29 protein-coding genes are annotated in these 26111 nt (G+C 72.7%); 16 read left to right on the top strand and 13 right to left on the bottom strand.

The window, feature by feature from the left end:
• Nucleotides 1–69: 69 nt before the first annotated feature.
• The 5 genes from FF100_RS16430 to FF100_RS16410 all read left to right on the top strand — a co-directional run bounded on the left by FF100_RS16430 (nucleotide 70) and on the right by FF100_RS16410 (nucleotide 2368).
• On the top strand, nucleotides 70–972 hold the full coding sequence (locus FF100_RS16430) for an aldo/keto reductase family oxidoreductase (protein ID WP_139036762.1): 903 nt from the start codon (nucleotides 70–72) through the stop codon (nucleotides 970–972).
• Between the two features lie 68 nt (nucleotides 973–1040).
• Nucleotides 1041–1361, top strand: a complete 321-nt coding sequence (locus tag FF100_RS16425; protein WP_139036761.1) for a DUF433 domain-containing protein — start codon at nucleotides 1041–1043, stop codon at nucleotides 1359–1361.
• A gap of 112 nt (nucleotides 1362–1473) precedes the next feature.
• Nucleotides 1474–1701 carry a hypothetical protein gene (locus FF100_RS16420; RefSeq protein ID WP_139036760.1) on the top strand — a complete coding sequence of 76 codons (228 nt, stop codon included), beginning with the start codon at nucleotides 1474–1476 and terminating at the stop codon, nucleotides 1699–1701.
• Entirely contained in the window at nucleotides 1698–1997 is a 300-nt protein-coding gene (locus tag FF100_RS16415) for a type II toxin-antitoxin system RelE/ParE family toxin (protein ID WP_139036759.1), read from the top strand. The genes FF100_RS16420 and FF100_RS16415 overlap by 4 nt, the downstream gene beginning before the upstream one ends.
• Nucleotides 1994–2368, top strand: a complete 375-nt coding sequence (locus FF100_RS16410; protein ID WP_139036758.1) for a cupin domain-containing protein — start codon at nucleotides 1994–1996, stop codon at nucleotides 2366–2368. Before FF100_RS16415 ends, FF100_RS16410 begins: the two co-directional genes overlap by 4 nt.
• Here FF100_RS16410 and FF100_RS16405 read toward each other — a convergent pair.
• The 7 genes from FF100_RS16405 to FF100_RS16375 form a co-directional block, all read right to left on the bottom strand.
• Complete coding sequence (locus FF100_RS16405; RefSeq protein WP_139036757.1) at nucleotides 2335–3141, bottom strand: MBL fold metallo-hydrolase; 807 nt, start codon at nucleotides 3139–3141, stop codon at nucleotides 2335–2337. The two genes, FF100_RS16410 and FF100_RS16405, sit on opposite strands and share 34 nt — an antisense overlap.
• A 13-nt stretch (nucleotides 3142–3154) precedes the next feature.
• Entirely contained in the window at nucleotides 3155–3967 is an 813-nt protein-coding gene (locus FF100_RS16400) for a TatD family hydrolase (RefSeq protein WP_246102119.1), read from the bottom strand.
• Nucleotides 3964–5568, bottom strand: coding sequence for a methionine--tRNA ligase (gene metG, locus FF100_RS16395; protein ID WP_171070196.1), 1605 nt, complete (start codon nucleotides 5566–5568; stop codon nucleotides 3964–3966). Before metG ends, FF100_RS16400 begins: the two co-directional genes overlap by 4 nt.
• A gap of 62 nt (nucleotides 5569–5630) precedes the next feature.
• Nucleotides 5631–7493, bottom strand: a complete 1863-nt coding sequence (locus FF100_RS16390; protein WP_139036755.1) for a glycoside hydrolase family 15 protein — start codon at nucleotides 7491–7493, stop codon at nucleotides 5631–5633.
• 132 nt (nucleotides 7494–7625) lie between these two features.
• The gene (locus FF100_RS16385) at nucleotides 7626–9278 is read right to left on the bottom strand and encodes a methyl-accepting chemotaxis protein (RefSeq protein WP_139036754.1); all 1653 of its coding nucleotides are present in this window, start codon (nucleotides 9276–9278) and stop codon (nucleotides 7626–7628) included.
• Between the two features lie 25 nt (nucleotides 9279–9303).
• Nucleotides 9304–10305, bottom strand: a complete 1002-nt coding sequence (locus FF100_RS16380; protein ID WP_139036753.1) for a cytochrome-c peroxidase — start codon at nucleotides 10303–10305, stop codon at nucleotides 9304–9306.
• Nucleotides 10306–10543: 238 nt separating this feature from the next.
• Nucleotides 10544–10780, bottom strand: a complete 237-nt coding sequence (locus FF100_RS16375; RefSeq protein ID WP_171070195.1) for a DUF6894 family protein — start codon at nucleotides 10778–10780, stop codon at nucleotides 10544–10546.
• 423 nt (nucleotides 10781–11203) lie between these two features.
• Here FF100_RS16375 and FF100_RS16370 point away from each other — a divergent pair, with 423 nt between their 5' ends.
• Nucleotides 11204–11665, top strand: a complete 462-nt coding sequence (locus FF100_RS16370) for an RrF2 family transcriptional regulator (RefSeq protein WP_139036751.1) — start codon at nucleotides 11204–11206, stop codon at nucleotides 11663–11665.
• A 135-nt stretch (nucleotides 11666–11800) separates the two neighbouring features.
• On the opposite strand, the gene FF100_RS16365 is transcribed toward FF100_RS16370, so the two are convergent.
• Nucleotides 11801–12421 (bottom strand): cation efflux transmembrane domain-containing protein, encoded by a 621-nt coding sequence (locus FF100_RS16365; protein WP_246102118.1) that lies wholly within the window; start codon nucleotides 12419–12421, stop codon nucleotides 11801–11803.
• A gap of 227 nt (nucleotides 12422–12648) precedes the next feature.
• Between FF100_RS16365 and FF100_RS16360 the strand changes: the two genes are divergently transcribed.
• Nucleotides 12649–13782, top strand: coding sequence for an alpha/beta hydrolase (locus tag FF100_RS16360; RefSeq protein ID WP_139036749.1), 1134 nt, complete (start codon nucleotides 12649–12651; stop codon nucleotides 13780–13782).
• Between the two features lie 46 nt (nucleotides 13783–13828).
• Here FF100_RS16360 and FF100_RS16355 read toward each other — a convergent pair whose 3' ends face one another.
• On the bottom strand, nucleotides 13829–15499 hold the full coding sequence (locus FF100_RS16355; RefSeq protein ID WP_139036748.1) for a methyl-accepting chemotaxis protein: 1671 nt from the start codon (nucleotides 15497–15499) through the stop codon (nucleotides 13829–13831).
• Between the two features lie 372 nt (nucleotides 15500–15871).
• Between FF100_RS16355 and croR the strand changes: the two genes are divergently transcribed.
• On the top strand, nucleotides 15872–16333 hold the full coding sequence (gene croR / locus FF100_RS16350; protein WP_139036747.1) for a 3-hydroxybutyryl-CoA dehydratase: 462 nt from the start codon (nucleotides 15872–15874) through the stop codon (nucleotides 16331–16333).
• Between the two features lie 14 nt (nucleotides 16334–16347).
• Nucleotides 16348–17148, top strand: coding sequence for a TrmH family RNA methyltransferase (locus FF100_RS16345; protein ID WP_139036858.1), 801 nt, complete (start codon nucleotides 16348–16350; stop codon nucleotides 17146–17148).
• Here FF100_RS16345 and FF100_RS16340 read toward each other — a convergent pair.
• Complete coding sequence (locus FF100_RS16340; RefSeq protein ID WP_139036746.1) at nucleotides 17145–17444, bottom strand: type II toxin-antitoxin system RelE/ParE family toxin; 300 nt, start codon at nucleotides 17442–17444, stop codon at nucleotides 17145–17147. The two genes, FF100_RS16345 and FF100_RS16340, sit on opposite strands and share 4 nt — an antisense overlap.
• Nucleotides 17444–17731: a type II toxin-antitoxin system ParD family antitoxin gene (locus tag FF100_RS16335; protein ID WP_139036745.1), complete on the bottom strand. Its 288-nt coding sequence runs from the start codon at nucleotides 17729–17731 to the stop codon at nucleotides 17444–17446. Before FF100_RS16335 ends, FF100_RS16340 begins: the two co-directional genes overlap by 1 nt.
• Nucleotides 17732–18067: 336 nt before the next feature.
• On the opposite strand from FF100_RS16335, the gene FF100_RS16330 reads away from it, so the two are divergent.
• The 4 genes from FF100_RS16330 to FF100_RS16315 all read left to right on the top strand — a co-directional run bounded on the left by FF100_RS16330 (nucleotide 18068) and on the right by FF100_RS16315 (nucleotide 22332).
• Nucleotides 18068–19639: a phytoene desaturase family protein gene (locus FF100_RS16330; protein WP_139036744.1), complete on the top strand. Its 1572-nt coding sequence runs from the start codon at nucleotides 18068–18070 to the stop codon at nucleotides 19637–19639.
• Nucleotides 19636–20082: a DUF2141 domain-containing protein gene (locus FF100_RS16325; RefSeq protein WP_246102117.1), complete on the top strand. Its 447-nt coding sequence runs from the start codon at nucleotides 19636–19638 to the stop codon at nucleotides 20080–20082. The genes FF100_RS16330 and FF100_RS16325 overlap by 4 nt, the downstream gene beginning before the upstream one ends.
• A gap of 61 nt (nucleotides 20083–20143) precedes the next feature.
• On the top strand, nucleotides 20144–21124 hold the full coding sequence (locus tag FF100_RS16320) for an ABC transporter ATP-binding protein (RefSeq protein WP_139036856.1): 981 nt from the start codon (nucleotides 20144–20146) through the stop codon (nucleotides 21122–21124).
• Nucleotides 21121–22332: an ABC transporter permease gene (locus FF100_RS16315; RefSeq protein ID WP_139036855.1), complete on the top strand. Its 1212-nt coding sequence runs from the start codon at nucleotides 21121–21123 to the stop codon at nucleotides 22330–22332. Before FF100_RS16320 ends, FF100_RS16315 begins: the two co-directional genes overlap by 4 nt.
• A gap of 28 nt (nucleotides 22333–22360) precedes the next feature.
• Here FF100_RS16315 and FF100_RS16310 read toward each other — a convergent pair whose 3' ends face one another.
• Entirely contained in the window at nucleotides 22361–22771 is a 411-nt protein-coding gene (locus tag FF100_RS16310; protein WP_139036743.1) for a hypothetical protein, read from the bottom strand.
• Between the two features lie 222 nt (nucleotides 22772–22993).
• Here FF100_RS16310 and FF100_RS16305 point away from each other — a divergent pair, with 222 nt between their 5' ends.
• Nucleotides 22994–24265, top strand: coding sequence for an O-antigen ligase family protein (locus FF100_RS16305; RefSeq protein ID WP_139036742.1), 1272 nt, complete (start codon nucleotides 22994–22996; stop codon nucleotides 24263–24265).
• A gap of 136 nt (nucleotides 24266–24401) precedes the next feature.
• Here FF100_RS16305 and FF100_RS37100 read toward each other — a convergent pair whose 3' ends face one another.
• The gene (locus tag FF100_RS37100) at nucleotides 24402–24572 is read right to left on the bottom strand and encodes a hypothetical protein (protein ID WP_165084683.1); all 171 of its coding nucleotides are present in this window, start codon (nucleotides 24570–24572) and stop codon (nucleotides 24402–24404) included.
• 259 nt (nucleotides 24573–24831) lie between these two features.
• Here FF100_RS37100 and FF100_RS16300 point away from each other — a divergent pair, with 259 nt between their 5' ends.
• Complete coding sequence (locus FF100_RS16300; protein ID WP_139036741.1) at nucleotides 24832–25143, top strand: polyhydroxyalkanoic acid system family protein; 312 nt, start codon at nucleotides 24832–24834, stop codon at nucleotides 25141–25143.
• Nucleotides 25144–25628: 485 nt separating this feature from the next.
• Entirely contained in the window at nucleotides 25629–25898 is a 270-nt protein-coding gene (locus tag FF100_RS16295; protein ID WP_139036740.1) for a hypothetical protein, read from the top strand.
• Nucleotides 25899–26111: the final 213 nt, after the last annotated feature.

Here is a 26111-nt window from a genome sequence, read left to right as displayed (position 1 = left end):
TTGTGCCGTCTTATCACGCAGCGAGCCCGCTTCTAGATCCGGATCGTCATCGAACACGAAAGACGGATCATGAGCGGGATCGGAACGGCGGGCACTGCCACCCTGGGCCATCGCAGCGTGAACAGGCTCGGCTACGGCGCGATGCAGCTCGCCGGCCCGGGGGTGTTCGGCCCGCCGAAGGACCGGGCCGAGGCGGTGGCGGTGCTGCGCGAAGCAGTGGCGCGGGGCGTCAATCACATCGACACCAGCGACTTCTACGGGCCGCACGTCACCAATCAGATCATCCGCGAGGCCCTGCACCCGTATCCGGACGATCTCGTGATCGTCACCAAGGTGGGCGCGTCGCGCGGCGCCGACGCGTCGTGGAACCCGGCCGTCTCGGCCGAGGATCTGACGGCGGCGGTGCACGACAACCTGCGCCATCTCGGCCTCGACGTGCTCGAGGTGGTCAACCTGCGGGCGATGTTCAGCGTCCACGGCCCGGCCGAGGGCTCGATCGAGGCGCCGCTCGCGGTGCTGGCCGACCTCCAGCGCCGGGGGCTGATCCGCCGGATCGGGCTCAGCAACGTCACCGCCGCGCAGGTCGCCGAGGGGCGGAGGATCACCGACATCGCCTGCGTGCAGAACCACTACAACCTCGTCCACCGCGCCGACGACGCCCTGATCGACGCCCTCGCGGCGACCGGGACCGCCTACGTGCCGTTCTTCCCGCTGGGCGGCTTCAGCCCGATCCAGTCGCAGGGCCTGTCGGAGGTGGCGCGGAGGCTCGATGCGACGCCGATGCAGGTGGCGCTCGCCTGGCTCCTGCGCCGCTCGCCCAACCTGCTGCCGATCCCCGGCACGTCCTCGCGCGGACACCTGCGCGAGAACCTGGACGCGGCAGCTCTGGACCTGCCGGACGCGGCGATGCGGGTGCTCGACGGGCTCGCGGGCGGTGTGCCGGCCGGATCGGCGCGGGTGGAAGGGCACTGACGCCGCAGACCGCAGCAGCCTATCATGCGTGCCGGCAGTTCGACTTCGGCAAGAAGGAGCCGTCACGCATGTCAGCCACCCGACCGCCCGATGCACAGGCAACAGTCCGGTCCATCGACGACGTCGTGGTCTCGAACCCGGCCATCCTGGCAGGCCGCCGGGTCTTTCGCGGCACGCGGGTACCGGTCGAAGTGCTGTTCGAGAACTTGGCGGACGGCCTGTCGCTGGACGAGATCCTGGACACCTACGAGGCTCTGGTCCGGGAGGATGTTCTGATCGTGCTCGCCGTCGCCACACGGGCGGTCGCGGAGCCAAGCGGGGGGAGGCTGAGCGCCGGGCTCAAGGCACCGCCACCGCTCCGTTTCACCACCCCAATCCGATTCGCATAATTAGCATTATGGAACGAGAGGCTGGGTCGGGGCTGTCCGGGGTGGGGTCAGCCCGTCCCGGAACGCACCGGTTTCGTTTCATGCCACCGCGAATCGGGTGCATAGTAGCGGCATGACAGACCTTCTCGAACAAGCCATCGAGCGCGTCCGCACCTTGTCCCCCGAAACGCAGGACGAGGTAGCTCGCACGATGCTGGCCGTCCTGGACGGCGAGCAGGGTCTCGTCGTGCTCAGCCCCGAGGAGAAGGCTTCGTTTGCCAAGTCCCTCGCGCAGGCGGCCCGAGGCGAATTCGCCAGCGACGAGCGGATACGGGCCATCTGGGCGAAGCACGGCCTGTGAGGCTGCGCTACACGCCGGAGGCGGCGGACGAGCTCGAGCGGATCCTGAATGGAATCTCCGAGACGTCTCCGAGCGGCGGACGCCGCGTCCTGGCACGGATCCAGGCGGCAACCGACCGCCTGCTCGATCAGCCGCGCAGCGGCCCGCCGACTGACCTTCGGCCCATGCGGCGAACCTTGGCCCGTCCGTACCTGATCTTTTACACCCTGACCGAGGACGAGGTCGTCGTCGTTGGCATCCGTCACGGCGCCCGCGACCCCGCGACGATGCCGGACGCCCCGTCGGACGCCCCATGACGAGCGCGGCGACCGCCAACCTCTTCGCCGGCCTGCCCGCGACGCTCCAGGCCGACGAACGCGTCGATATCCTGGCCGAGGCCCCGCAGGCCCGCATCGAGCGGATCGTCTCGACAGGCCAGGCCAGCCCACCGGGCTTCTGGTACGACCAGCCCTGGGACGAGTGGGTCGTGCTGCTGGCGGGCGCCGCGGGTCTGCGCCTCGCCGGTGAGCCGGAGCCCCGGCGGCTCGGCCCCGGCGACCACCTGCTGATTCCGGCGCAGTGCCGCCACCGGGTCGAATGGACGAGCCCCGACGCACCGACGGTCTGGCTCGCGGTGCATCTCGCGCCGGGCGATCAGCCGTCGACCGAGACCGTCAGCCCGTCATAGGCCGGCACCACGCCCGGCGGCAGGCGCCGGCTCAAGGCGCCGTAGTCGAGATCGGTGTGGAGGTTGGTCAGGACGGCGCGGCGCGGCGCCACCTCCTCGATCAGCGCCAGGGCGTCCGGCACCGAGAAATGGGTCGGGTGCGGCGTGTCGCGGAGCGCGTCGATGATCAGGAGATCGAGGTTGCGCAACTGCGCCTTGGCGGCGTCCGGCATGGTGCTGACGTCGGGCGCGTAGGCCGCGTCGGCGAAGCGGAAGCCGAGCGCCTGCTCGGGGCCGTGCTCCATCGCGAAGGCGGTGGCGGTGACGGGACCGCCCGGGCCCTCGACCGTCACCGGCGCGTCGGTCTCGAGCGTATGCAGGTCGAGGATCGGCGGGTAGAGACTGCCCGGCCGCGAGGTGAAGCAATAGGCGAAGCGGGCCTTGAGCAGGTCCGCGGTCGTGGCGTCGGCATGGACGGCGATGCGCCGGCGCATGTGGATCACCATCGCGCGGACGTCGTCGATGCCGTGGGTGTGGTCGGCGTGGGAATGGGTGAACAGGATGCCGTCGAGGCGCGTCACCTCCGCATCGAGCAGCTGCTCGCGCAGATCCGGCGAGGTGTCGACGAGAACGGTGGTCGCCTCGCCCCCGGTCTCCCGGCGCTCGACCAGGAGCGAGCAGCGCCGGCGCCGGTTCTTGCGCTCCGCCGGATCGCAGGCGCCCCAGCCGTAGCCGACCCGCGGCACGCCGCCCGAGGAGCCGCAGCCCAGGATGCGAAGGGTCAGGGTCGGCATGCGGTGAAAACCCTCAGCGGTGGGCGGCGGCCTTGTCGAACAGGCGATAGAAGTTGTCGGTGGTGAGGGCCGCGAGATCGTCGGGGGTGAGCCCCACGGTCTCGGCCAGCACCCGGGCGGTGTCGGCGACGAAGGCCGGCTCGTTCGGCCGGCCCCGATGCGGCACCGGCGCCAGATAGGGCGCGTCGGTCTCGACCAGCAGGCGGTCGCGCGGCACCGCGGCGGCGATCGACCGGATCTCGTCCGAGTTGCGGAAGGTGACGATCCCGGAGAACGAAATGGAGAGGCCGAGCTCCACCCCCACCTCGGCAAGGCGCCGGCCCGACGAGAAGCAGTGCAGCACCGCCTTGAACGCCCCGCGCCCCATCTCCTCGGTGAGGATCCGGCCTACGTCCTCGTCGGCCTCGCGGGCGTGGATGACGAGCGGCAGCCCGCTCTCCCGCGCCGCCGCGATGTGGGTGCGGAAGACTTTTTGCTGCACGTCCCGCGGGGCGTAATCGTAATGATAGTCGAGCCCGGCCTCGCCGATGCCGATGCAGCGCGGGTGGCGCGCCAGGGCGACGATCTCCTCGGCCGTCACGTCCGGCTCCTCGCCGGCCTGGTGCGGGTGGGTGCCGACCGTGAACAGCACCTCCGGATGCGCCTCGCTCAAGGCCCGGTAGGTCTCGAACCGGGCGACCCGGGTCGAGATCGTCACCATCCGGTCGATCCCGGCCGCCTTGGCGCGGGCCAGCACCTCGGGCAGCCGCTCGGCGAGGCCGGGCGAATCGAGATGGCAGTGGCTGTCGACCAGGCTCGCGCCTTGGGGGCTGTCGACCAGGCTCACGCCTCGGGCTCCACGTAGCGCGGGAAGATCGGGCTCGGCGCCGGTAGCGCCGTCCCGGGCACGAGCCGGTGGTCCGGCCCGACATCGGCGAGATTGCGCGCCTCGGGCGCCACCGCCAGGAGGTCGAGGAGCCGGGCGGCGGCGCTCGGGATGAAGGGCTGGACCAGGATGCCGACCGCCCGCAGCACCTCGGCGGTGGTGTACAGAACCGCCTCCATCCGGGCCGGGTCGGTCTTGCGGAGGGTCCAGGGCTCCTGGCCGGCGAAGTAGCGGTTGGCCTCGGCCACCACGGACCAGATCTCGGCCAGCATCGCGTGCAGGGCGAGGTCCTGCATCAGCCCCCTCGCCTTCTCCGGCAGCGCGTCGGCGAGCGCGAGCAGCGCCCGGTCGGCGGCGGACGGCTCGCCGGCCTTCGGCACCTGGCCGCCGCAATTGCGGGCGATCATGGTCAGCGAGCGCTGCGCGAGGTTGCCGAGGTCGTTGGCGAGGTCGGCGTTGAGCCGGTTGACGATCGCCTCGTGCGAGTAGCTGCCGTCCTGGCCGAACGGCACCTCGCGCAGCACGAAGTAGCGCAGGGGATCGACGCCGTAGGTGTCGGCGAGGCCCACCGGGTCGACGACGTTGCCGACCGACTTCGACATCTTCTCCCCCTTGTTGAGGAGGAAGCCGTGGCCGAAGACGCGCTCGGGCACCGGCAGCCCGGCCGACATCAGGAAGGCCGGCCAGTAGACCGCGTGGAAGCGGATGATGTCCTTGCCGATGACGTGGAGATCGGCCGGCCAGTGGCGCCAGCGCGGGTCGGCCGCGTCGGGGAAGCCGCAGGACGTGATGTAGTTCGTCAGCGCGTCGACCCAGACATACATCACGTGGGCGGGATTGCCCGGCACCGGCACGCCCCAGTCGAAGGTGGTGCGGCTGACCGACAGGTCCTGCAGGCCGGAGCGGACGAAGCTCACGACCTCGTTGCGCCGCGTGTCGGGGCCGACGAAGTCCGGATGCGCCTCGTAATGGGCGAGCAGGCGCTCGCCATAGGCCGAGAGCCGGAAGAAGTAGCTCTCCTCCTCGACCCACTCGACCGGGGTGCCGGTCTTCTCGGCCCGGCGGCTGCCGTCAGCTAAGGTGACGAGTTCCGATTCGTCGTAATAGGCCTCGTCGCGGACCGAGTACCAGCCGGCATACTTGGCGAGGTAGATGTCGCCGTTCTCCTCCATCCGGCGCCACAGCGCCTGGGCGGAGGCGATGTGGTCGGCGTCGGTGGTGCGGATGAAGCGGTCGAAGGAGCAGTCGAGCCGCTCGGCCATGGTGCGGAAGCGCGGCGCCATGTCGTCGACGAAGGCGCGCGGGCTGATCCCGGCCTTGGCGGCGGTCTGCTGGATCTTGAGGCCGTGCTCGTCGGTGCCGGTGGTGAAGAACACGTCGTAGCCGTCGAGGCGCTTGAAGCGCGCGATCGCGTCGGCGGCGATCACCTCGTAGGCGTGCCCGATATGCGGCACCCCGTTGGGGTACGAGATGGCGGTGGTGATGAAGTACGGCTCGCCCGCCACGACAGGTTTCCCGGATGATTGGCTTCGGATCGGTCGGGGCGCCCGCCGGGCGCCCATCCGAGCCTTAGAGCAAATTCGGGCAGCGGTGCCCACCCCTCCGGCGGCGTTTCCTCCGTCCCTCAGGCCCCCACCGCCCACTGGCACGGCTCGTCGGTGCGGGATTCGCGGTGGCGCGCCGCCCGGTCGAGGCGGACCGCGTGGTTGATGATCGCCATGTGGGTGAAGCCCTGCGGGACGTTTCCGCGCTGCTCACCCGATGCGGCGTCGATCTCCTCGGCGAACAGCCCGAGGTCGTTGCCGCGTTCGAGCAGCCGGGAGAACAGCGGCTCGGCCTCCTCGGTGCGCCCGGCCAGCGCCAGGCAGCCGACGCGCCAGAACGCGCAGGCCGCGAAGGTCGCCTCCGGGTGCTCGAAGCCGTCGGCGTTGCGGTAGCGGTAGATCAGGTCGCCGTCGCCGAGCCCGGCGCTCACCGCTTCGAGCGTCGCGGCGACCCGGGGCGAGTGGGCGTCGAAGGCGCCGAACAGGACCGTGCGCAAAACCGCGGCGTCGAGGTCGTCCGAGCCGTAAGCCTGGGTGTAGGCGCCGACGTGGGAATTCCAGCCCTTCTCATGGTACTCGGCCCGGATCTCGGCGGCGACGCGGCGCCATTCCTCGACCCGCTCCGGGCTCGCCACGTCGACCTCTTGGGCGATCTGCACCGCCCGGTCGAGGGCGACCCAGAGCATCCCCTTGGTGTGGAGGATCTGGCGCTTCTCGTCGCGCAATTCCCAGATGCCGTGATCGGGCGCGTGGCGGCAGCGGATGACGTGGTCGGTCAGGTGGCCCAGGACCTCGGCCAGGTGGTCGTTGACCTTCACCGGCGGGTCGTAGTCGACGGCGTCGAGGAAGGCGTGCAAAGCCACCAGGAACTCGCCGTAGATGTCGTACTGGTCCTGGCCGGAAGCCGCGTTGCCGATCCGCACCGGCCCGACCCCGCGCCAGCCGCGCAGATGACCGAGGATCTCCTCCTCCGGGACGCGCCCGTTGATGCCGTACATCAGCTTGAGGTCGCGGCCGAGGGTCTTGTCGGCGTCGCGCAGGAAGCGCAGGAACTCCGCCGCCTCGCGCACGTAGCCGAGATTGACGAAGGCCGTGACGGTGAAGCTCGCGTCGCGCATCCAGACGTAGCGGTAATCGAAGTTGCGGGTGCCCGGCACCGCCTCCGGCAGGCTGGTGGTGGCCGCCGCGATGATCCCGCCCGAGGGCGCGTGGGTCAGGAGCTTGAGCACCAGCGCGCTGCGAAGCACGTCGTCGCGGTGGGCGCCGTCATAGGTGCAGCGGCCGGACCATTCCTCCCAGTAGTCTTGCGTCGCCGACAGGCTCGCGGCGGCCTGCCCGACATCGCCGTCGTCGTCCTCGCGGTGGGAGAGGACCAGCGACGCGCCCTCCCCGTTCGCCAACGCGAACGCCGCCTCGACCCGGTCGCCGGCGACCGTGAGCGGCAAGGTGGCGGCGACGCACACGCCCTCGGGCTTTCCGAGGCGCCGGCACAGGACCGTCCCGCCCGGCTCGGGCTCGAGGGCGGCGCCGTCGCGGGCGTAGTTGAAGGTCGGGCGCACCCGGAAGCGACCGGTCACCGTGCCGGACGTGCAGGTCGCGAGGCGCACGATCCGGCCGTGGGGCGCGCCGTCCGGCCCCTCGTCGGGGACCTCGTCCAGCGGGTGCAGCGGCATGAAGTCGGTGAGGGTCAGGGTCCCGGTCGCGGTGACGAAGGTGGTCTCCAGGATGGTGGTGCCGGGCCGGTAGCGCCGCCGCGTCTCGCGTAAGCCGTCGAGCAGGATCTCGCACGCCCCGCCCTTGCCCTCGTCGAGGAGGCGCAGGAACACGGCAGGGCTGTCGTGGCAGGGCCAGCACAGCCAGTCGATCGATCCGTCGCGGGCGACGAGCGCCGTCGTGCAGGTATCGCCGATGATGGCGTAGTCCTCGATCGGCCGGTCCGTCACGTCGCCTCGCCAACAACACAAGTTAAAGCGCCAGGGTAACGTCGCGGCGGGAGGCGGGTTTCGGGGCGCGACGGTTTGCACCGCACCCAAACCCGGCCCCGATCCCGATCCTGTTGCCGGGGTCCCTCTCCGTCAGGCCGCCGAGACCCGGCCGACGAAATCCTGCACGGTGCCGCGCAGGCGCGCCGTCTCGGCATGGACCGCGCCTGCCGCGCCCCCGACCCCGGCGATCGCCGTCACGGTCCCGCGCAGGCCGGCGGCGGTGCCGTCGATGCTGCGGTCGGTCTCGGCGGTGAGGCCGGCGGCGGCCTCGGCGCTGCGGCCGATCCGGTCGGCGGCGCGCTGCTGCTCGGCGACCGCGCGGGCGGTCTCGCCGGCGATGGCCTCGATCGCATCGACCGCGCCGCCGATGCCGCGGATCACCGCGACGGCGCCCGCCGTGGCGCTCTGGATCCCGGCGACCTGGCGGGTGATCTCCTCGGTCGCCCGCGCGGTCTGGGAGGCGAGGTCCTTCACCTCGGCCGCCACCACGGCGAAGCCCCGTCCCGCCTCGCCGGCCCGCGCCGCCTCGATCGTGGCGTTCAGCGCCAGCAGGTTGGTCTGCCCGGCGACGCCGGCGATCATCGCCACGACGTCGCCGATGCGCTGCGCCGCCCCGGCGAGGCCCGCCACCGCACCGTCGGCGGCGCTCACCTGGGCGTTCGCCTGGGTCACCCGCGCCACCGTCTCCTCGGTCTGGCGGCCGACCGCCGCGACCGCCCGGGTCAGGTCGGCCGCCGCCTGCGCCACGCCCGCGACGTGGCTGCGGGTCCGCTCGGAGGTGCCGGCGGCGCCCTCGGCCTCCAGCGCCATGTCGCGGGTGACGGTGCCGAGCCGGTCGGCCGAGCCCGCCATGGCGCCGACCGTGGCGTCGACCTGGTCGAGGGCTCCGTGCACCGCTTCCTCGAAGGCGCGGATATGCGCCTCGACCCGCCGGCCGCGCTCGAGCAGCCGGTCCTGCTCGGCATTGGAGGCGGCGAGCCGCGCGCGCTCGACCATGCCGTCGCGGAACCCCGCCACCGCCCGGGCGACGGCCCCGACCTCGTCGCGGCGCTCCAGCCCGACGAACCGCACCGCGATGTCGCCGGCCGCCAGCCGGTCGGCATCGGCGACGAGGCGCACCAGCGGGCGCGAGACGCTGCGGGCGATCAGCAGGGCCGCGACGCCCCCCGCCGCCGCCAGCCCGGCGCCGACGAGCAGCATCAGCACCAGCCCCCGTTCGAGATCGGCCCGGGTGGCGGCGGCCCGCATCTCCGCGTCGTGGGCGGCGGCCACGCGCACCGCGTCGAGCCCGGCCCGCAGGGCGGCGCTGCGCCGGGCCATCGCCTCCTGGGTCGGGATCTCGCGGGCCTTGCGCAGGCCGAGCAGGATCTCGGCGTCGCCCTGCCAGCGCGCCGTCTCGGCCCGGGCCGCGCGCACCAGGGCGGCGACCTCCTCCGACTGCGCCGTCCCGGCGAGCCGGTCGAAGGCGGCGGCGAGGCCCGCGGTCTCGGCCCGGAAACCGGCCTCGATCGCCCCCTGGTCGAGGAAGTCGGTCATCGCCAGGACCCGGCCGAGGATCCGCTCGGCCTGACCGAAACGGAGCCGCGCCTCCTCGCCGGCGCCGCCCGAGGCGAGGCTGAGGCCGGTCACGGTGCCGAGGCGGCCGACCGCGGCGATGCCCTGCCAGCCGACGAGACCGGCCAGCACGAAGCCGGCGACGAGGAAGCCGAGGAGCGGCAGCAGGAGCTTGGTTCTGATCGACATCGCGGGGGGCCCGGGCGCTTTCTCGTCAGTTCGGCAGGTTGGGCAGGGCCGTCTCGGTCTGCTCGGCCGTCAGGGAGCGCAGGAAGGCCAGAAGGTCCTCGCGCTCGGTTCCGGTCAGGGCGATGCGCCGCATCAGCGGCGACTTCGACGGTCGGTCGACCCCACCGGTCTCGTAGAAGGCCAGGATGCTCTCGAGGTCGGCGAACTGGCCCGCATGCCCGAACGGCGCCCGGTAGGTCAGGTTGCGCAGGCCCGGGGTCTTGAAGGCGTGGCGCGCCCCCGGCTCGTCCGGGGCGATCCCCGCCCGCCCTGGATCCCGGGTCGGGATGCCGAGATCGTGGAACCTGTTGTCGGTGAAGGTCCAGCCGGTATGGCAGTCGGCGCAAGCCGCCTTGCCGGCAAACAGCGCGAAACCGCGCTTGGCCGACGGCGTGATGGCGTCCTCGTTGCCCTCGATCCAGCGGTCGAACGGTGCCCAGCCGGCCACCACGGTGCGCTCGTAAGTGGCGATGGCGGTCAGCACGGCCTCGCGGCTCACCCCGGTGCCGGGAAACAGCCGGCGGAACTGCGCGTCGTAATCCGGGATCGCCTTGAGGCGGGCGACGATCTCGGGGAACTTGCCGTTCATCTCGACGGCGGCGGTGATCGGACCCTGCGCCTGCGATTCGAGGTCCGGCGCGCGCCCGTCCCAGAACAGGACCGGCATCCAGGCGGCGTTGAGGATGGTGGGCGCCTTGCGGGCGAGCGGCGTGTTGGTCGCCCCGATGGCGCCGGGGACCGGCACCTCGTAGCCGAAGGACGGGTTGTGGCAGCTCGCGCAGCTCAGGTTCTGCATCCCGCTCAGGCGCGGGTCGAAGAACAGCATCTTGCCGAGGGTCGCGAGCTGCGGCGAGTAGGGCGCGGCCTCGGGAAACGGGATGCGGGCCGGCCGCCGATAGAGCGACTTGAGCGCGGACAGATCCGGCTCCGCTGCGGAGACGGTGCCGCCGACCAGGAGCGCGGCGAGCGTGAGGAACCTGAGCTTCATCATGATCCAGAGAGGTGCCCGAGATGCCGTCCGCCCGGCGCCCCTCACGACTGATGGATCATCGTGAATATAGGATTAAAAATCTACCGTTCTCTCCGGTCCTCTGGGTCACCTCCAGGATATCCGACCCGAGCCCCTGCGTAAGACGCGGACCAGGGGCGTCGGCGTCTCCGAGCCCCGCTCCGGCCTCATGCGCCCGGATCCGGCCAGGCCAGGTCCGGACGGGGTCCGGCGGGGCTCAATCCAACCACGTGCAGGCGACGGCCAGGGAGGCGACGGCGAGGACGGCGCGCTCCCGGTCGCGGATGGTGACGAACAGGTTCAGCCGGTCCTGGCGGCGGGCCTCGTCGCGGGCGATGTCGGCCAGGATCCGCATGGCATGCGCCCGGGCGGCGTCGCGGCTCGGCCATTCGCTGCCCTCGTCATCGCGGTGGGACAGGTCGTGGTCGTTGATGTCGAAGAAGTAGCGCGGCATGGGTTGCCCCAATGATGTGAGGGGGCGGCCGGACCGAAGCCCTTAGAACCCCCCGTTCAGCCCTGCCGATCGGGGCCGTGACGACGATTTTCTAGGCTGCAGCGGCAGGACTCGCCCTCGCAAATGTTTATCAAAATCCGATTTCTCTCGGGAAACAAACAAGTAATCTATTTACCAGATAGCCGGGATGTTCCGGATGCGCGCGCCCGGCCTGGGCGCCGCACGGATCGATACACCCTGGCCGAATCCCTTCGGTCGCGATACGATCGCGCCTGCGCGCCTCATCGGGGCCCGACTCGTGCCGGTCCATCTCCCAGGCCCATGCCCACGGACGCCGCACCCCGATCGCGCCACCATGGCGGCCGGGGCGGCGCGCATGGTCCTTGCGTAAGGATGGCGCCTGCATAAGGGAAGGACAGCGCCCTGCGGCTCTCGCTCTACACCGACCTGTCGCTGCGCCTGCTGCTCTATCTCGCGGCGCTCGAACCCGACGCCTGGACGACGACCCCTGCCGTCGCCCGGACCTTCGGGGTATCGCTGAACCATCTCCAGAAGGTGGCGCGCGGCCTTGCCGGTGCGGGCTACATCGAGGCGCGGCAGGGCCGGACCGGCGGGGTGCGCCTGGCCCGTCCGCCGGCAGAGGTCCGGCTCGGCGCGGTGGTGGCGGAGCTCGAGGGGCTCGGCTGCCTCGTCGAGTGCGGACGCGGCCCCTGCCCGCTCGCCGGGCGCTGCCTGCTCAAGACCGCCCTCGACGCGGCCGAGCGCGGCTTCATCCGCGAGCTCGACCGCTTCACCCTGGCGGACGTGCTGGCCGGTCCGACCGGGGCGGCCCTGCGCGAGCTCATCGCGCGCGAGGCCGACAGGGCGGATCCGGGGTCGCCCTAGCGCATCGTCCGATCAAGCGGAGACCGGTTCGTCGGAGACGATACGGCGAGATCGAAGACCGAGATCAGGGACCGAGATCGGGGACCTGGAGCAGGGTCCGATTGCGACGCGATCGGGCGATGCTCTCGCCCCGGCTCAGGCCGCCTCGCGAGCGGCGCGGCGCTCGGCCGCGGCCGCCTGCCAGATCTCCAGGGCGGCGTCGGCGTTCATCGCCGCGATGCCGAGGCCGACCACGAGGTCGGGCCAGGGCGCGAAGCCGGGCCAGGTCGACAGGGTCGCGGCGGTGACGAGCCCGGCCGCCACGATGGCGACGTTGGCGACCGCGTCGTTGCGGGCCGACAGGAAGGCCGCCCGGGTCAGGCTGCCGCGCCCCTCGCGGTGGCGGGCCAGCATCGCCGCGCAGGCGACGTTGACCGCGAGCGCGCCGAGCCCCGTGAGCGTCAGCGGCACCGGGTCCGGGGCCGTGAAGGCCCCGATCTTCTGCCAGGCGGTCCACAGGGCGGCGAGCCCCGGCAGCAGCAGGATGCCCGCCATCACGGCACCGAGCCGCGCCCGCGCCGCCGGCCGCCAGCCGAGCCCGGCGACGATCAGGAGGTTCAGCGCCGCATCCTCCAGGAAGTCGACGCTGTCGGCGACGAGCGCCACCGAGCCGATCGCCACCGCCACCACCGCCTCGATCCCGAAATAGCCGAGATTGAGCAGGGCGACGCGCTGCACGGTGGCGCGCAGGCCGGGATCGGTGTCGGAGGAGGTCACGGGCGTCAGGCCTCGCCGCCAGGAAGGGACCGGGCGTCTATGCCCCGGTCGGGCGGATCGGGCCAGAGGATCCGGCCAAGGGGATGCGGCCAAGGGGATGCGAGCAAGGGGATCCGGGCGGGGGAATCCCGCATCCGTGCCATGCCGGGCCGGCGCTTGTGCCGCGCGGCCGCTCCGGCTTGACTGCACGCATCCGCCGACGAACAGGCGGGCGGGAGGACACGACCATGACGGGATCATCACGGACGCCGCCCGGACCGGGGCGGATACCACGCCGAGTCGTGCTCGGCGGGCTCGCCGGCCTCGCGGCGGCCTCCGCCGCCGAGGAGGCCGGAGCCCAGACGGGGAGCGGCGCGCCGGCAGCCCCTCCGCGCCCTGCCCCGGCCCGGCTCGAGACGGAGGAATTCCGCCTGCCCGGCCCGGAGGACGGGGTCACGGTCTACGTCCGCAACAAGCGCCCGGCCGGCACCGCGCGCTTCGCGGCCGACCGCATCCTGCTCTACGTCCACGGCGCGACCTACCCGGCCTCGACCGCCTTCGACCTGCCGCTCGCCGGCCTGTCGATGATGGACTACCTGGCGGGCCTCGGCTTCGACACCTACCTCGTCGACCTGCCGGGCTACGGCCTCTCGGGCCGCCCCGCCGCGATGAACCGCCCGGCCGCCGAGGGGAAGCCCTTCATGCGCACCCGGGACGCCGCCGCGGTGGTCGGGCAGGTCGTCGACTTCATCCGGCAGCGGCGCGGGGTCGATCGGATCGACCTGATGGGCTGGTCCTGGGGCACCTCCACCATGGGGCTCTACACCAGCACCCACGCCGACACGGTCAACCGCCTCGTCCTCTACGCGCCGCAATGGCTCTCGCGCACGCCCTCGCTCATCGGCGCCGATGGCGGGGCCCTCGGGGCCTACCGGAGCGTGAGCCGGGACAGCGCGAAGGCGCGCTGGCTCAAGGGCGTGCCGGAGGACAAGCAGGCGGGGCTGATCCCGCCCGGCTGGTTCGAGCAATGGGCCGACGCCACCTTCGCGACCGACGCCGCCGGCGCCGCGCAATCGCCGCCGGTCTTGCGGGCGCCGAACGGCGTCGTCGCCGATTCGCAGGAACACTGGCAGGCCGGCAAGCCGCTCTACGACCCCGGCGAGATCCGGGTGCCGACGCTGGTCATCCACGCCGAGTGGGACGCCGACCTGCCGAGCTACCAGGCGCAGGACTACTTCGCCCGGCTCACCCGCACGCCCTACAAGCGCTTCGTCGAGCTCGGAGAGGGCACCCACACGGTGATGATGGAGAAGAACCGGATGCAGTTCTTCCGCGAGGTCGCGGCCTTCCTGACCGAGGCGGACCCGCAGGCGCTGAACTGACGGGGAGCCGCCCCGGGGGAGACCGGGGCGGCTTGAGACGCGGCCGTCAGGCAGCCCGCACGCCGTCGAGGAAACGCGCCACCTCCGCCGAGAGGTGCTCGGACTGGCGCGACAGCTCCGAGGCCGAGGCGAACACCTGGGCGGCCGCCGCGCCGGTCTCGTCGGCGGCGCGGGCCACGCCCGCGATGGTCGCCGTCACCTCGCCGGTGCCGACGGCCGCCTGGGAGACGTTGCGGACGATCTCCTGGGTCGCCGCCCCCTGCTCCTCGACCGCCGCGGCGATCGAGGTCGCCACGCCCGAGATCTCCTCGATCCGCGCGGTGATCCCGCTGATCGCGCCGACCGCCTGACCGGTCGAGGCCTGGATCGCCGCGATCTGGCCGGTGATTTCCTCGGTGGCGCGGGCCGTCTGGCCGGCCAGCTCCTTGACCTCGGCGGCGACCACCGCGAAGCCGCGGCCGGCGGCGCCGGCCCGTGCCGCCTCGATGGTGGCGTTCAGCGCCAGCAGGTTGGTCTGGGCCGCGATCGACGAGATCAGCCCGACCACGTCGCCGATGCGGGCGGTCGCCTCGGTCAGCGTATGCACCTGCGCCGCGCTCTCGCCGGCCTCGGCGACGGCGGCGCCGGCGAGCCGGGCCGAGCCGTCGACCTGGCGGCCGATCTCCTGGACCGAGGCGCCGAGCTCCTCGGCCGCCGCCGCCACGGTGCCGACATTCGCGGCGGCCTGGGCCGCGGCGGCGGCGACGCCGCCCGACTGGCCGGCGGTCTGCGTCGCGGTCGCGGTCATGACCTGGGCGGTGGCCTGCAGCTCGGTGGCCGCCGCCGTGACGGCGCCGACGATGCCGCCGACCGCCCGCTCGAAGCCGTCCGCCATCTCGCGCATCGCCTGCCGGCGCTGCGCCTCGGCCCCGGCCCGGGCGAGCGCGGTCTCCTCCTCGAGCCGGCGGGTCCGGAGGAGGTTGTCGCGGAACACCGCCAGCGCGCCCGCCATGGCGCCGAGCTCGTCCCGCCGCGCCGCGCCGGGAATCGCGGTCGCGGCCTCGCCCCCGGCGAGGCGGCGCATCGCGCCGGTCATGGCGCCGAGGGGCCGGGTGACGCGCACGAGGCAGAACAGCACCGCCCCGAGGGTGACGAGGACCGAGACCGCGAGCGCCGCCGCGGTGAGGCGGGTGGCCTCCGCCCCCTCGTCCCGGGCCGCGGCGCCCGCGGCGGTGCCGGCCGCGACGTTGACGGCGACGAGCTTGCCCGCGATGTCGATCGTCGCCCGGTAGGTCGCGTTCATCGGGCCGCGGAAGAAGGCGTCGATCTCAGCCTGGCCCGGCAGCGCCTTGAGGCGGGCCCAGTCGGCCCGGAACGCCGCGAGCGTCGCGCTCAAGGCGTCGAAGGTCTCCCGCTCGGCCGCCGAGCTGATCAGCGCGGGGTAGTGCCCCATCCGCTCGCCCAGGGCGGCGTCCATCTCGCCGAAATTCTTGGCCGACAGCGCCTTCTCGGCCTCGCCGTCGGCCGTGATGAAGCGGAACTGCCAGAGCCGGGCGCGCATCACCAGGGTGTTGATCGCCTGCGCCTCGTTGATCGAGGGCACCGCGTCGTCGGCGAGCTTGGCGATGCGGGTCTCGATCGCGGCGAGCTTCCACAGGGAGGCGCCGCCCTGCGCGAGGGTCAGCACCAGGAGGATCCCGAACAGGCCGGTGAGGCTGCTCTTGAGGGAGAGACGCATGGGAGGGGGCCGCCGATCAGCGTATGGAAACAGACGTCTCTTCTCTGTACCCGTATCGCTAAAATTTCATTAATGATATGACATTTTGAAATACACAAATGACATCCATCGTCTCGTATCGCATCGATGCTTGATGGCGACAGGAGACTTGCAGATCATGTCCTGACTCTGCGGCATCGAAGAGATGTGGGCCGCCTCGGACGAGGACAGACCGGCATCCGCACCGCCCTGCTCCGCCCCCCTTCCGACCTTTCGCCACTGGATTTCCGCCCCCGTCCCGTGCGACCCCGGGGATCCCGGCCGGGGCGACGGCGCCGGGAGCCCCTCGAGCCCCGCGGCCGCGGCACTCAAACGGAAGCGGGAGCGACGCCGATGATGCCCGAACTGCGCGTGCTGTATTTCGAGGACCTGAGCATCGGCCTGTCCGAGACGCTGTCGAAGACCATCGCGGCCTCCGACGTGGTCGGCTTCGCCGAGATCACCGGCGACCGCAACCCGATCCACCTCTCCGAGCACTTCGCCGCCCGCACGCCGTTCGGCACCCGCATCGCCCACGGCCTCTACACCGCCGGGCTGATCTCGGCGGTGCTCGGCACCCGCCTGCCCGGGCCGGGCGCGATCTACATCAGCCAGAGCCTCAACTTCCGCGCGCCCGTGCGCATCGGCGACACGGTCGACGTCACCGTCGAGGTGGCCGAGCTGGTGCCGGAGCGCCGCCGTGCCCGGCTGAGCTGCACCTGCTCCGTCAACGGCGAGACGGTGCTCGACGGCGAGGCCCTGGTGAAGGTGCCGACGAGGGCCGAGGCCGACCCGCTGGCCGCCCGCAAGGCATGACCCGTCGGGGCGAGATGACGCCGATCCCGATCGAGGATCCCGACGACCCACGTCTTGCCGCCTATACCCGGATGCGCGAGCGCGACCTCGTCGGACGCGAGGGCCGGTTCATCGCCGAGGGCGAGGTGGTCTTGCGGGTGCTGCTGTCGCCCCGGGCCCGGTTCCGGGTCGAGTCGGTGCTGCTCTCGCCCGAGCGCCTGCCCGGGCTCGCCCCGGCGCTCACCGGTCTCGACGCCCCGGTCTACCTCGCCGCCAAGGCGGTGATGGGAGCGGTGGCGGGCTTTCCGATTCATCGCGGCGTGCTGGCGGTCGGCCTGCGTGGGCCGGACCCCGCCCCCGACGCCCTGGTGCCGGCGGGCCCGGCCCTGCTCGTCGGCTTGGTGGGGCTGGCCAACCACGACAATGTCGGCGGGCTGTTCCGCAACGCCGCCGCCTTCGGGGCCGACGCGGTGCTGCTCGATGCCGAGACCTGCGATCCGCTCTACCGCAAGGCGATCCGGGTCTCGGCCGGCACGAGCCTGACCGTGCCCTTCGCCCGGCTGCCCACCGGGGACGGCCTGCTGGACCTCTGCGAGCGCCAGGCGCTCGTGCCGGTCGCCCTCTCGCCCCGGGGCGAGGCCATCACGGGGCTGCCGCCCCTGCCCCGCGCGCTCCTGCTTCTCGGCACCGAGGGCCCCGGCCTGCCCGAGGCGCTGATGGCCCGCGCCCGCCGGGTGGCGATCCCGATGGCGCCGGGGGTGGATTCGCTCAACGTCGCGGTGGCGGGAGCGGTGGCGTTGCACCGGCTCGGGGGTGAGCGGCTGGCTCGCCTCTAGTCCGGCGGCAAGACCAGGGACCGTCCGGCATAGAGCAACCGCAGGATGACGACCGCATCCTCGCTCACCGTGAACGCGATCGTCACGCGACGCTCGAAGCCCGTGATGCGCAGGCCGGGCCGGACGTGATCATGGCGGGTGCCCCGCTCGGGAAAGTCACTGAACGAGCGTACGTATCGATCGAGTCGCGCCGTGTAGGCATCCGCGATCGAATGTCCCGCGCTGTCGGCGATGTAGTCGTAGAGGTCGTCGACATCCGCCTGCGCCTGAATCGAGAACAGGACCCGGCGCGGCATCAGGTTTTCGTGATCCCGGCCTTCCGCGCCCGATAACGGCGGGCCGCCCCGCCCAGAACTTCGTCGACGGGCACCAGCGGCTCCGTCCCGGACGCCACCCGGTCGAAGACCGGCGCGACCTCCTCGAGCAGCCACCGCTCGACTGCCGCATCGCGAGCCTGAAGAGCACGCAGGCCGTCACGGATGACCTCGCTCTCCGTGGCGTATTCTCCCGACGCGACCTTATCCTTGACCATTTGCGCCATCTCATGAGGCAGCGTGATGCTGAGGGCTTGGGTGGTCCGCATGGCTTCCATCCTTCGAGCCGAGCGTACTACGGAGTACGATTTAATCCTACACACTTGCTGCTCGATCATGCATCGCGGCCGACGGCCGGCCCAGCCCGGCGGCTCGCCCCACGAGCTCGGCGGAATGTCTTAGGAAGCGGACGGCCGACGTTCGAATCACCGCACGGCCCGACGATCCGAGCTGCCGGTCTCGTCGACGCACCACCCCGCCACACCCCAGCGAAAACACCCCGCCATCCCCACCGCGACAATGCGCAGCCATTGCCGGCTTACCGAAGCGCACCACAACTAGGCCGTACGCACGGGCAACCGGCGGGTCTGGCAGGAGGTGGGGCGTTGTTGCAGCCGCGGGATGGGTACCGCACCCTGTCGGGGCGCCGGGCGGTGGTGGTCGGAGCGGGGCCGGGCGGCCTCGCGGTGGCGTTGATGCTCGCCCGCGACGGCGTGCAGGTGACGGTGATCGAGAAGGAGGAGAGCGTCGGCGGGCGCACCCGGACGGTGACCGCCCCGGGCGGCTACAAGTTCGACATCGGGCCGACCTTCTTCCTCTATCCGCGCATCCTGGCCGACATCTTCGAATCCTGCGGCGAGCGGCTGGAGGACCACCTCACCCTCGAGCGGCTCGATCCGCAATACCACCTCGTCTTCGAGGGCGGGGGCGAGATCCGGGCGACGCCGGACGTCGCGCGGCTCGAGGCCGAGATCGCCCGCATCGCGCCGGACGACGCGAAGAACGTCCGCCGCTTCCTGGACGACAACCGCCGCAAGCTCGCGGCCTTCATCCCGGTGCTGCAGCAGGCCTGCGACTCGATCCGCAGCTTCGCCTCGCCGGCGATGCTGGCGGCCCTGCCGCTCCTGCGCCCGCACGCCACCGTCGACCGCGACCTGACGCGCTACTTCAAGGACCCGCGGGTCCGTCTCGCCTTCTCGTTCCAGACCAAGTACCTTGGGATGTCGCCGTTCCGGTGCCCGAGCCTGTTCACCATCCTGAGCTTCCTCGAATACGAGCACGGGGTGTACCACCCGGTCGGCGGCTGCGGCGCGGTGTCGGAGGCGATGGCGGGCCTTGCCCGCCGCCTCGGCGTCGAGATCAAGCTCGGCACCTCGGTCGACCGGGTGCTGTTCGAGGGCAAGCGGGCCGTCGGGGTCGAGGCCGGCGGCGAGCGCATTGCCGCCGACGCGGTCGTCATCAACGGCGACTTCGCCAAGGTGGTGCCCGAACTCGTGCCCGAGGCGCGCCGGCCGCGCTGGCGGAACGCCAAGGTGGCGAAGGCCCGGCTCTCCTGCTCGACCTACATGCTCTATCTCGGCATCGACGGGACGATGCCGGAGAGCCTCGGCCACCACACCATCCTGCTGTCGGAGGATTACGCCCGCAACATCCGCGAGGTCTCCGACGGGGTGCTGCCGATGCAGCCCTCGATCTACGTCCAGCATGCCGGCTACACCGACGGCGGCATGGCCCCTCCGGGCCAGACCAGCCTCTACGTGCTGGTGCCGGTGCCGAACCTGCGCGCCGGGATCGACTGGGCGGCGGTGGGGCCGTCCTACCGGGCGCTGGTGCTGAAGCGGCTGGAGAAGCTCGGGCTCACCGACCTCGAATCGCGCATCCGCTACGAGCGCGTGGTCGACCCGACCCAGTGGCGCGACGAGTTCGCGGTGCACGAGGGCGCGACCTTCAACCTGTCGCACGATCTCGGGCAGATGCTGTACTTCCGGCCGCACAACCGCTTCGGGCCCGGGCTCTACCTCGTCGGCGGCGGCACCCATCCGGGCTCCGGCCTGCCGGTGATCTACGAGGGCGCCCGCATCACCGCGCGGCTGATGGCCGAGGATCTGGCCCTGCAGCCGAGTCCCGCCCTCGGGATGCCGCTCAGCCCGGCGCCGAGCCTCGGGAAGGTCTCGTGAGGCGCACCCGGATCGCCGGCCTCCTGGCCGCCTCCCTGGCCGCCTCCCTTGCCGCCCTGGCGGGTCCGGCCGCCGCGGCGAGCCTCGCGGTCGAGGTCGACGGGGTCGAGCCGGGGGCCGGCCGGGTCTTCGTCGCGCTCTGCACCGGGTCGCTCGCCGAGGAATCCTGCCGCATCGGCCAGAGCGGCCCGGCCGCGGGCCAAAGCCTGCGCTTCGGCTTCTCCGAGGTGCCGCCGGGCACCTACGCGGTGGCGGCGTTCCAGGATCTCGACGGCGACGGCCGCCTCGGCCGCACGGGTCTCGGCCTGCCGACGGAGCCCTACGGCTTCTCGAACGGCGCCGGCCGCCGCGGCCGGCCGGATTTCGCGGGCGCCGCCATCCGCCTCGCCGAGCCGGGCACCGCCCTGCGGGTCCGGCTCACCCGCGCCCTGCCGGCGCGGTAGCGCGTTCCGGCGGGTGGCGGTCCTTTCGAAAGCCGCAAAGCCCTGCTCTCGTGGCGGGATGATGCCAGCTCCCGCGGCGGAGGTCCGCGACCTCGCCTTCTCGTACCGGAACCAGCCCGTCCTCGACGGGATCGACCTCGCTTTGGCGCGGGGCGAGGCCGTGGCCCTGCTCGGCCCCAACGGCGCCGGCAAGACCTCGCTGATGCGGCTCCTGGCCGGACGCCTCGTCCCGTCCCGCGGCGGCGTGCGGGTGGCGGGGGGCGATCCGGCGCGCGATCCGGCGGTCCGGCGCGCCATCGCCTGGGTGCCGCAGGAGATCGCCCTCTACCCGCGCCTCACCGTGCGGGAGAACCTCGAGGTCTTCGCCCGCCTCCTGGGCCTGCCCCGGGCGGCGCGGGGGCCGGCGGTGGCCCGCGCCCTCGCGCGGGCCGGGCTCGACGCGGTGGCGGGCCGCCTCGTCGGCGTGCTCTCCGGCGGCTACCAGCGCCGGGCCAACATCGCCGCCTCGCTCCTCGGCGAGCCCGCCCTGGTGCTGCTCGACGAACCGACGCAAGGGGTCGACCAGGCGGCCCGGGCGGCGATCCACGCCGTGCTCGAGCGCCTGCCCGAGGCCGGGGCGGCCGTGCTGATCGCCACCCACGACTTCGCCGAGGCCGAGCGCCTGGCCGACCGGGTCCTGGTGCTCCAGGACGGCGGCATCCGCCTCGACGGGCGCCTCGCCGACCTGCTCGCCGGATTGCGGGCCGGCCCGCCCGAGCACGAGGTGGCTTTGTCCGAAGCCGCCGGGCCGGCGGCGGCCTCGGCCCTGCGCCAGGCCGGCTTCCACCCGGCCTCGCCCCTCACCTGGCGGGCCGGGAGCCCCACCGTGGCGGGCGGGCGCGACGGCGCGGCGCTCCTCGCGCATCTGCGCCGCCACGGCGTGCCGGTGCGGGAGATCCGGGTGCGCGAGCCCGGCCTCGACGGGCTCTATCGCGACGTGACCGAGGCGCCCGCTCCCGTCCGCGCCCCGTCGGGAGCCCCGGCATGCAAGGTCCCGACATGATCGCCGCGTCGTTCCGGGTGATGCTGCTGAATCTGTGGCGCGACCGGGCCGCCCTGGTGATGGCCTTCGTGCTGCCGACGGTGATCTTCTGCGTCTTCGCGGCGATCTTCTCCGGCGCCGTCGGCGAGCGCATCCGCATCCAGGTCGGGCTCCTCGACCAGGCCCGCACCGCCACCACCGAGCGCCTCGTCGCCGCCCTCCAGGCCGATCCGGCCCTGCGCACCACGCCGCTGCACGGCGATCCCGTCGCGGCGGTGCGCCGGGGCGAGGTCGACGTCGCCCTGGTGCTGCGCGGCGACCTCGCGGCGGGAAGCAACACGGCGGATGCGCCGATCCTGGTCGTCGAGAGCCCGGCCCGGGCGCTCGCCACCCCGATCGCGCTCGGCCAGGTGCAGCGGGTGCTCAACGAGGCCCTGCCCGACGTGGTGCTGTCGCGGGTCGTCGCCGACGTCGAGCGCACCGGCAAGATCGGCCCGGACGAGCGCGCCTTCCTGGACAAGGCCTTCGCCGAGAGCCGCGAGAAGCGCGAGGCGTTCTCCTTCGCCGCCCTGATCGCCCGGACCTCGACGGCGGAGGGCCAAGGGGGCCAGGGCGGCGGAAACGCCCGGGTCGCGTATTATGCCGGGGCGATCGCCGCGGTGTTCCTGATGTTCGCCGCCATGCAGGGCGCCCTGTCCCTGGTCGAGGAGCGCCAGTCCGGCATCGCCGACCGCCTCGCCGCCGCCCCCGGCGGCCTGCCGGTGGTGGTGCTCGGCAAGTTCCTGTTCCTGGTGCTCCAGGGCACCGCGCAGGGCGCGCTGATCTTCGCGGCGGCGGCGCTGGTCTACGGCGTCTCGATCGGGCCGCACGCCGTGTCCTGGCTGGTCACCGGGGTGCTGGTCGCCGCCATGGCGGCGGGCCTGGGGCTCGCCGCCTGCGCGGCCTCGCGCACCCGCCAGCAGGCCCACCTCGTCTCGACCTTCGGGGTGCTGCTGCTCTCGGCGGTCGGCGGCAGCATGGTGCCGCGCTTCCTGATGCCGCCCTGGCTCCAGAGCCTCGGCTGGCTCACCCCCAATGCCTGGGCGATCGAGGCCTATCAGGCGGCCCTGGCGGAGGGCGCGGCCGCGGCCTGGCCGGCCTGGGCGGTGCTGGCGGGGCTCGCCGCGGCGGGGCTCGGTACGGCGGTCGCGCTCACGGCGCGGCCGGCACCCGGGCCGGCGCGGGGGTGAAGGGACGGCGCGCCCGCGCCGGCCCGCCTCAGCCCTTCAGCCGCTTGTTGCACTCCGAGTAGTAGCCGCCGCCCTTCTCGATCCAGTTCATGCCGCCGTTGCCGGCGCCGCCGGCCGCCTTGTTGGCATTGTACTGGTCGAGGCAGGTATGCTGGCGGGCGTTGCCGGCCGGCTCCTTGGCGTATTTCGGCGAGACGGCGGTGGGGTAGACCGTGCTGCCGGCTGGGGCGCGGGCGGCCGGCGAAGGGCTCGCCTGCGCCGCCGGAGCTGCGGGCTGGGCCGCCGGCTTGGCGGGAATCGCCGGCGGGTTCGGCGGCGGCGCCTGGTTCGGCCTGGCGGCGCCGGGGCCGAACGGGTTCGGGGCCGGGGCGGTCGTCTGGGCGAGGGCCGGGGCGGCGAGCGCGCCGACGAGCAGCAGGGAGGCGAGGGAGAGACGCATCGGTGGTGTCCGAACTCGGGTGGCGCCAGCTTAGCAGCACCGCCGCGCCGGGGCGACACCTGACGCAGCGCGACGTGACGGTGCGGGAGCCGGCGCGGCTTACGCCTTGCGGGTGAGGCCTCTCCCTTTTGCGGTTTTCCGCCCCGGTCGGGGCACGGGTAAGCAGGGTGCCTGCGACGGAGGAGCGGGGCATCCGGCTCCGGTCCGGGAGTGTGACGACCCATGCTGATCGCCGCCGGGGCCCTGCTGATTCTCCTCGCCTGGTTCGTCGGGCCGCGGCGCTTCGTCGAGGGGGTGCTCCTGACCCGGGCCTCCCTCGATCCGGTCTTCACCCTGACGAAGCTCGGCGGCCTCGACGAGATGGGCGTCGGCGCCGCGGTCAACCTGGCGGTGCTGGTGGTGGCGGCGGGCTGCGTGGCGACCCGGCCGCGGGTGAGCCCGGGCCCGGCCCTGGTCCTGTGGCTGCCGCTCCTCGTGGTCTGCTTCGTCTCGACGCGCTTCGCACCCGATCCCGGTGCGGCTGTGCGGCTGCTGATGCTGCTGGCGACGCATGCCGCCTTCTGCCTGCTCGCGGTCTACATGGTGCGCGACCTCGCCGACCTGCGCCGCTTCCTGCTGCTCATCGTCGCCGGGTCGATCGCCCCGACGCTCTATGCCGGCCTGCAGCTCGCCATGGGCTGGGCGATGTTCGAGGACGGCACCCGGGTCTTCAGCAGCTTTCCGCACCCCAACATCTACGCCTTCTACCTGATGACGATCCTGGCCGTCGTCCTGACGCTGACGGCCGGTCCCGCCTTCCGCTTGAGCCCGCGGCTGCGCCGGGCGCTGGTGCTCTACGTGCCCATCCTGCTCGGGCTGCTTCTGCTCACCAAGACCCGCAGCGCCTGGGCCGGCGCCGGCCTGATCCTTCTGACCCACGGGCTCCTCTTCGACCGGCGCACCCTGCTCTACTTCCTGGGCCTGCCGGTGGCCCTGCTGGCGGTGCCGGAACTCGCCGAGCGCCTCGCCGACCTGCAGCAGGGCAACACCGCCGACGCCTACGAGAAGCTGAACTCCTACGCCTTCCGGGTGCTGCTGTGGCAGGGCGCCATGACCTGGTTCTGGGAGCGGCCGCTCTTCGGCTGGGGCCTGTCGAGCTTCGGCCACTACGTCGCGCAGTTCTTCCCGCTGCCGCTCGACAACGACACCATCGATTCGCACAGCGTCTACGTGCAGTTCCTGTTCGAGACCGGGGTGATCGGCCTCGCCGCCTATCTCTGGCTCTATGCGCGGATCGTCGCCGCGACGCTGCGGCTGATCCTGCACGGCGAACGCTGGGCCTGGATGCTGCTGGCGATGATCGCCGGCTACCTTTCGATGGCCTATTCGGACAACATGCTCTACTATCTGGTGCCGACGTGGTACATGTGGTTCGTCCTCGGCGGCGCCTGCGCGGTGTTGCGCCGGCGCCGGGCGGTCCGCCGCCGGGCACCGGTCCTGCCGCTGCCGGCCTGACCCGCGCCTCAGCGCAGGTGGAAGGCGATCCAGAGCACCGCGAACCCGACGAGGCCGGCGACGAGCCAGCGCACCAGGCGCAGGACCACCAGGCGCAGGACGAGGGATCGGGCGACCGGTGACACCGGCCCGCCTCTCACCCGGCCGAGCGCCGGACGGCCGCGCCCGCGATGATGGTGGCGAGCGCCGCCGCGCCCAGGCCGTCCTGCAACGCCCGCACCGGCTCGTCCGGCATCGCCAGCCACCACAGGGCGGCCGTGGCCGCGATGCACACGGCGACGGCGCCGAGGATTCCCCGCTCGATCACGCTGAAGACCGGCCTCCGCTCGCGGGGCCCGCCGCCCCGCGCGACGCCCGCTCTACGCCAAGCCGGGCGGCTTGGACAGCGCAGGGATGCCACGGTCGGGCCGGCGACGATCGCCGGCGCCGATCCGTCACTCTCCGCACCCGCCGCCGATTGAATTCCCATGCGTCATGGTGGCATTCAATCGCGGATGATTCGGCAGGGCCGGAGCATCGTGCCTGGAGCCGGCCCGGAGGGGGCGCGGCGGGCCGCGGAGACGGTGATGGCAAACCCCCTGGTCGTCGAGATCCCCCATCAGCTCGGCCGGGCCGAGGCGCGCCGGCGCATCGAGTCCCGCCTCGGCCAGGGCCGGGACCTGGTGCAGAAAGCCGGCCTCACGATGCAGGACCCGGTCTGGACCGGCGATACCCTCGCCTTCGTGGTCGGCGCCATGGGCCAGACGGTCAGCGGCACCATCGCGGTCGAGGACACGACCGCCCGCGTCGAGGTCCAGCTGCCGATGCTGCTCGGCGTGTTCTCGGGCAAGGTGCGGCAGGTCATCGCCGAGAAGGGCGGCGAGCTGCTGGCGGCCTGAGCCGATCGGCGGGACGTCGAGCGCGACCGGCCCGCCTCGCCGCGACGCCGCTCATGCCCTCCCTCGTGCGTCCGGGGCCCGCCGCAGGCGCGAGCCCGGAATTCAGAAGCGCAGGCGGTGCAGGACGAGGCGGCGCATGGTCACCGCCGTCTGGGCAACCGGTGCGTCCGGATCCCGGGCTCCGCTGCGCGGCCCCGGGATGACCCCGTGAGGTGGGAACGGCGGCTCGACCGGTCGTCGCTCTGCGATCGAGCGGGGTCCGGCAGGCGGCCGTTCGGCCGACCCGCCCAGCTTTGATACCCTCGCGCCCTGGCATCGACACGTCGATGCCAGGGCGTCCGGCGCATCGGCGCCGGCGCCCGTTCGGGCTTGCCTTGCGCCGTCGAACCGATCCGTTCGACGGCGCGGCGGTATAATGGAACCTTGATGCCGCGGCCCGGCCGGCCGCATCGTTTCCCTCCTGCCTTCGGCGACACCGCCGGCTCGTGCGCCTTGCGGCGACCGGAGGGTCCCGCCGCCCGGACGGGGCGCAGCGGACGGCCCTCGCCCACCCGGCCCTCGCGCATGTGCGCGCCGCCTGCCGGCTCTGCGGCGTCCCGGTCCACGGCTTCCTGAACGGCACGACCTGCGTGCTGCAGGTCGACGGCCGGGCGCTGCAGGCCAGCTGCCGCGGCGAGGCGCAGGCCTGCCCCGGCCTGCGGGAGGCGGTCCGGGCCGCCAGGACAAGCCGGCAGAAATCCCGGCAGAGACCCTGACGCCCCCGAAACCCGCCGGTCTTTATGCGGCCTTTATGGCGCAGGCCTCCGCCCCCTCTCGAATCCCTATGCGTTCGGGAGGATGTCCCGGTGTCGGGACCGCGACGCGGTCCGATCCGATGCGGCGCCGGTCCGGCGCCCGATGGGGACACCCATGTTCGATTTCCTGATGCTGGCGGGGGGCTTGAGCTTCTTCGCCCTGTCGCTCGGCTA

The organism is Methylobacterium terricola (genome assembly GCF_006151805.1).
In the GTDB taxonomy this organism is placed as follows: Bacteria; Pseudomonadota; Alphaproteobacteria; order Rhizobiales; family Beijerinckiaceae; genus Methylobacterium; species Methylobacterium terricola.
Note: the sequence above shows the minus strand (reverse complement) of the source record. Positions and strands in the feature narration are given on the sequence as shown.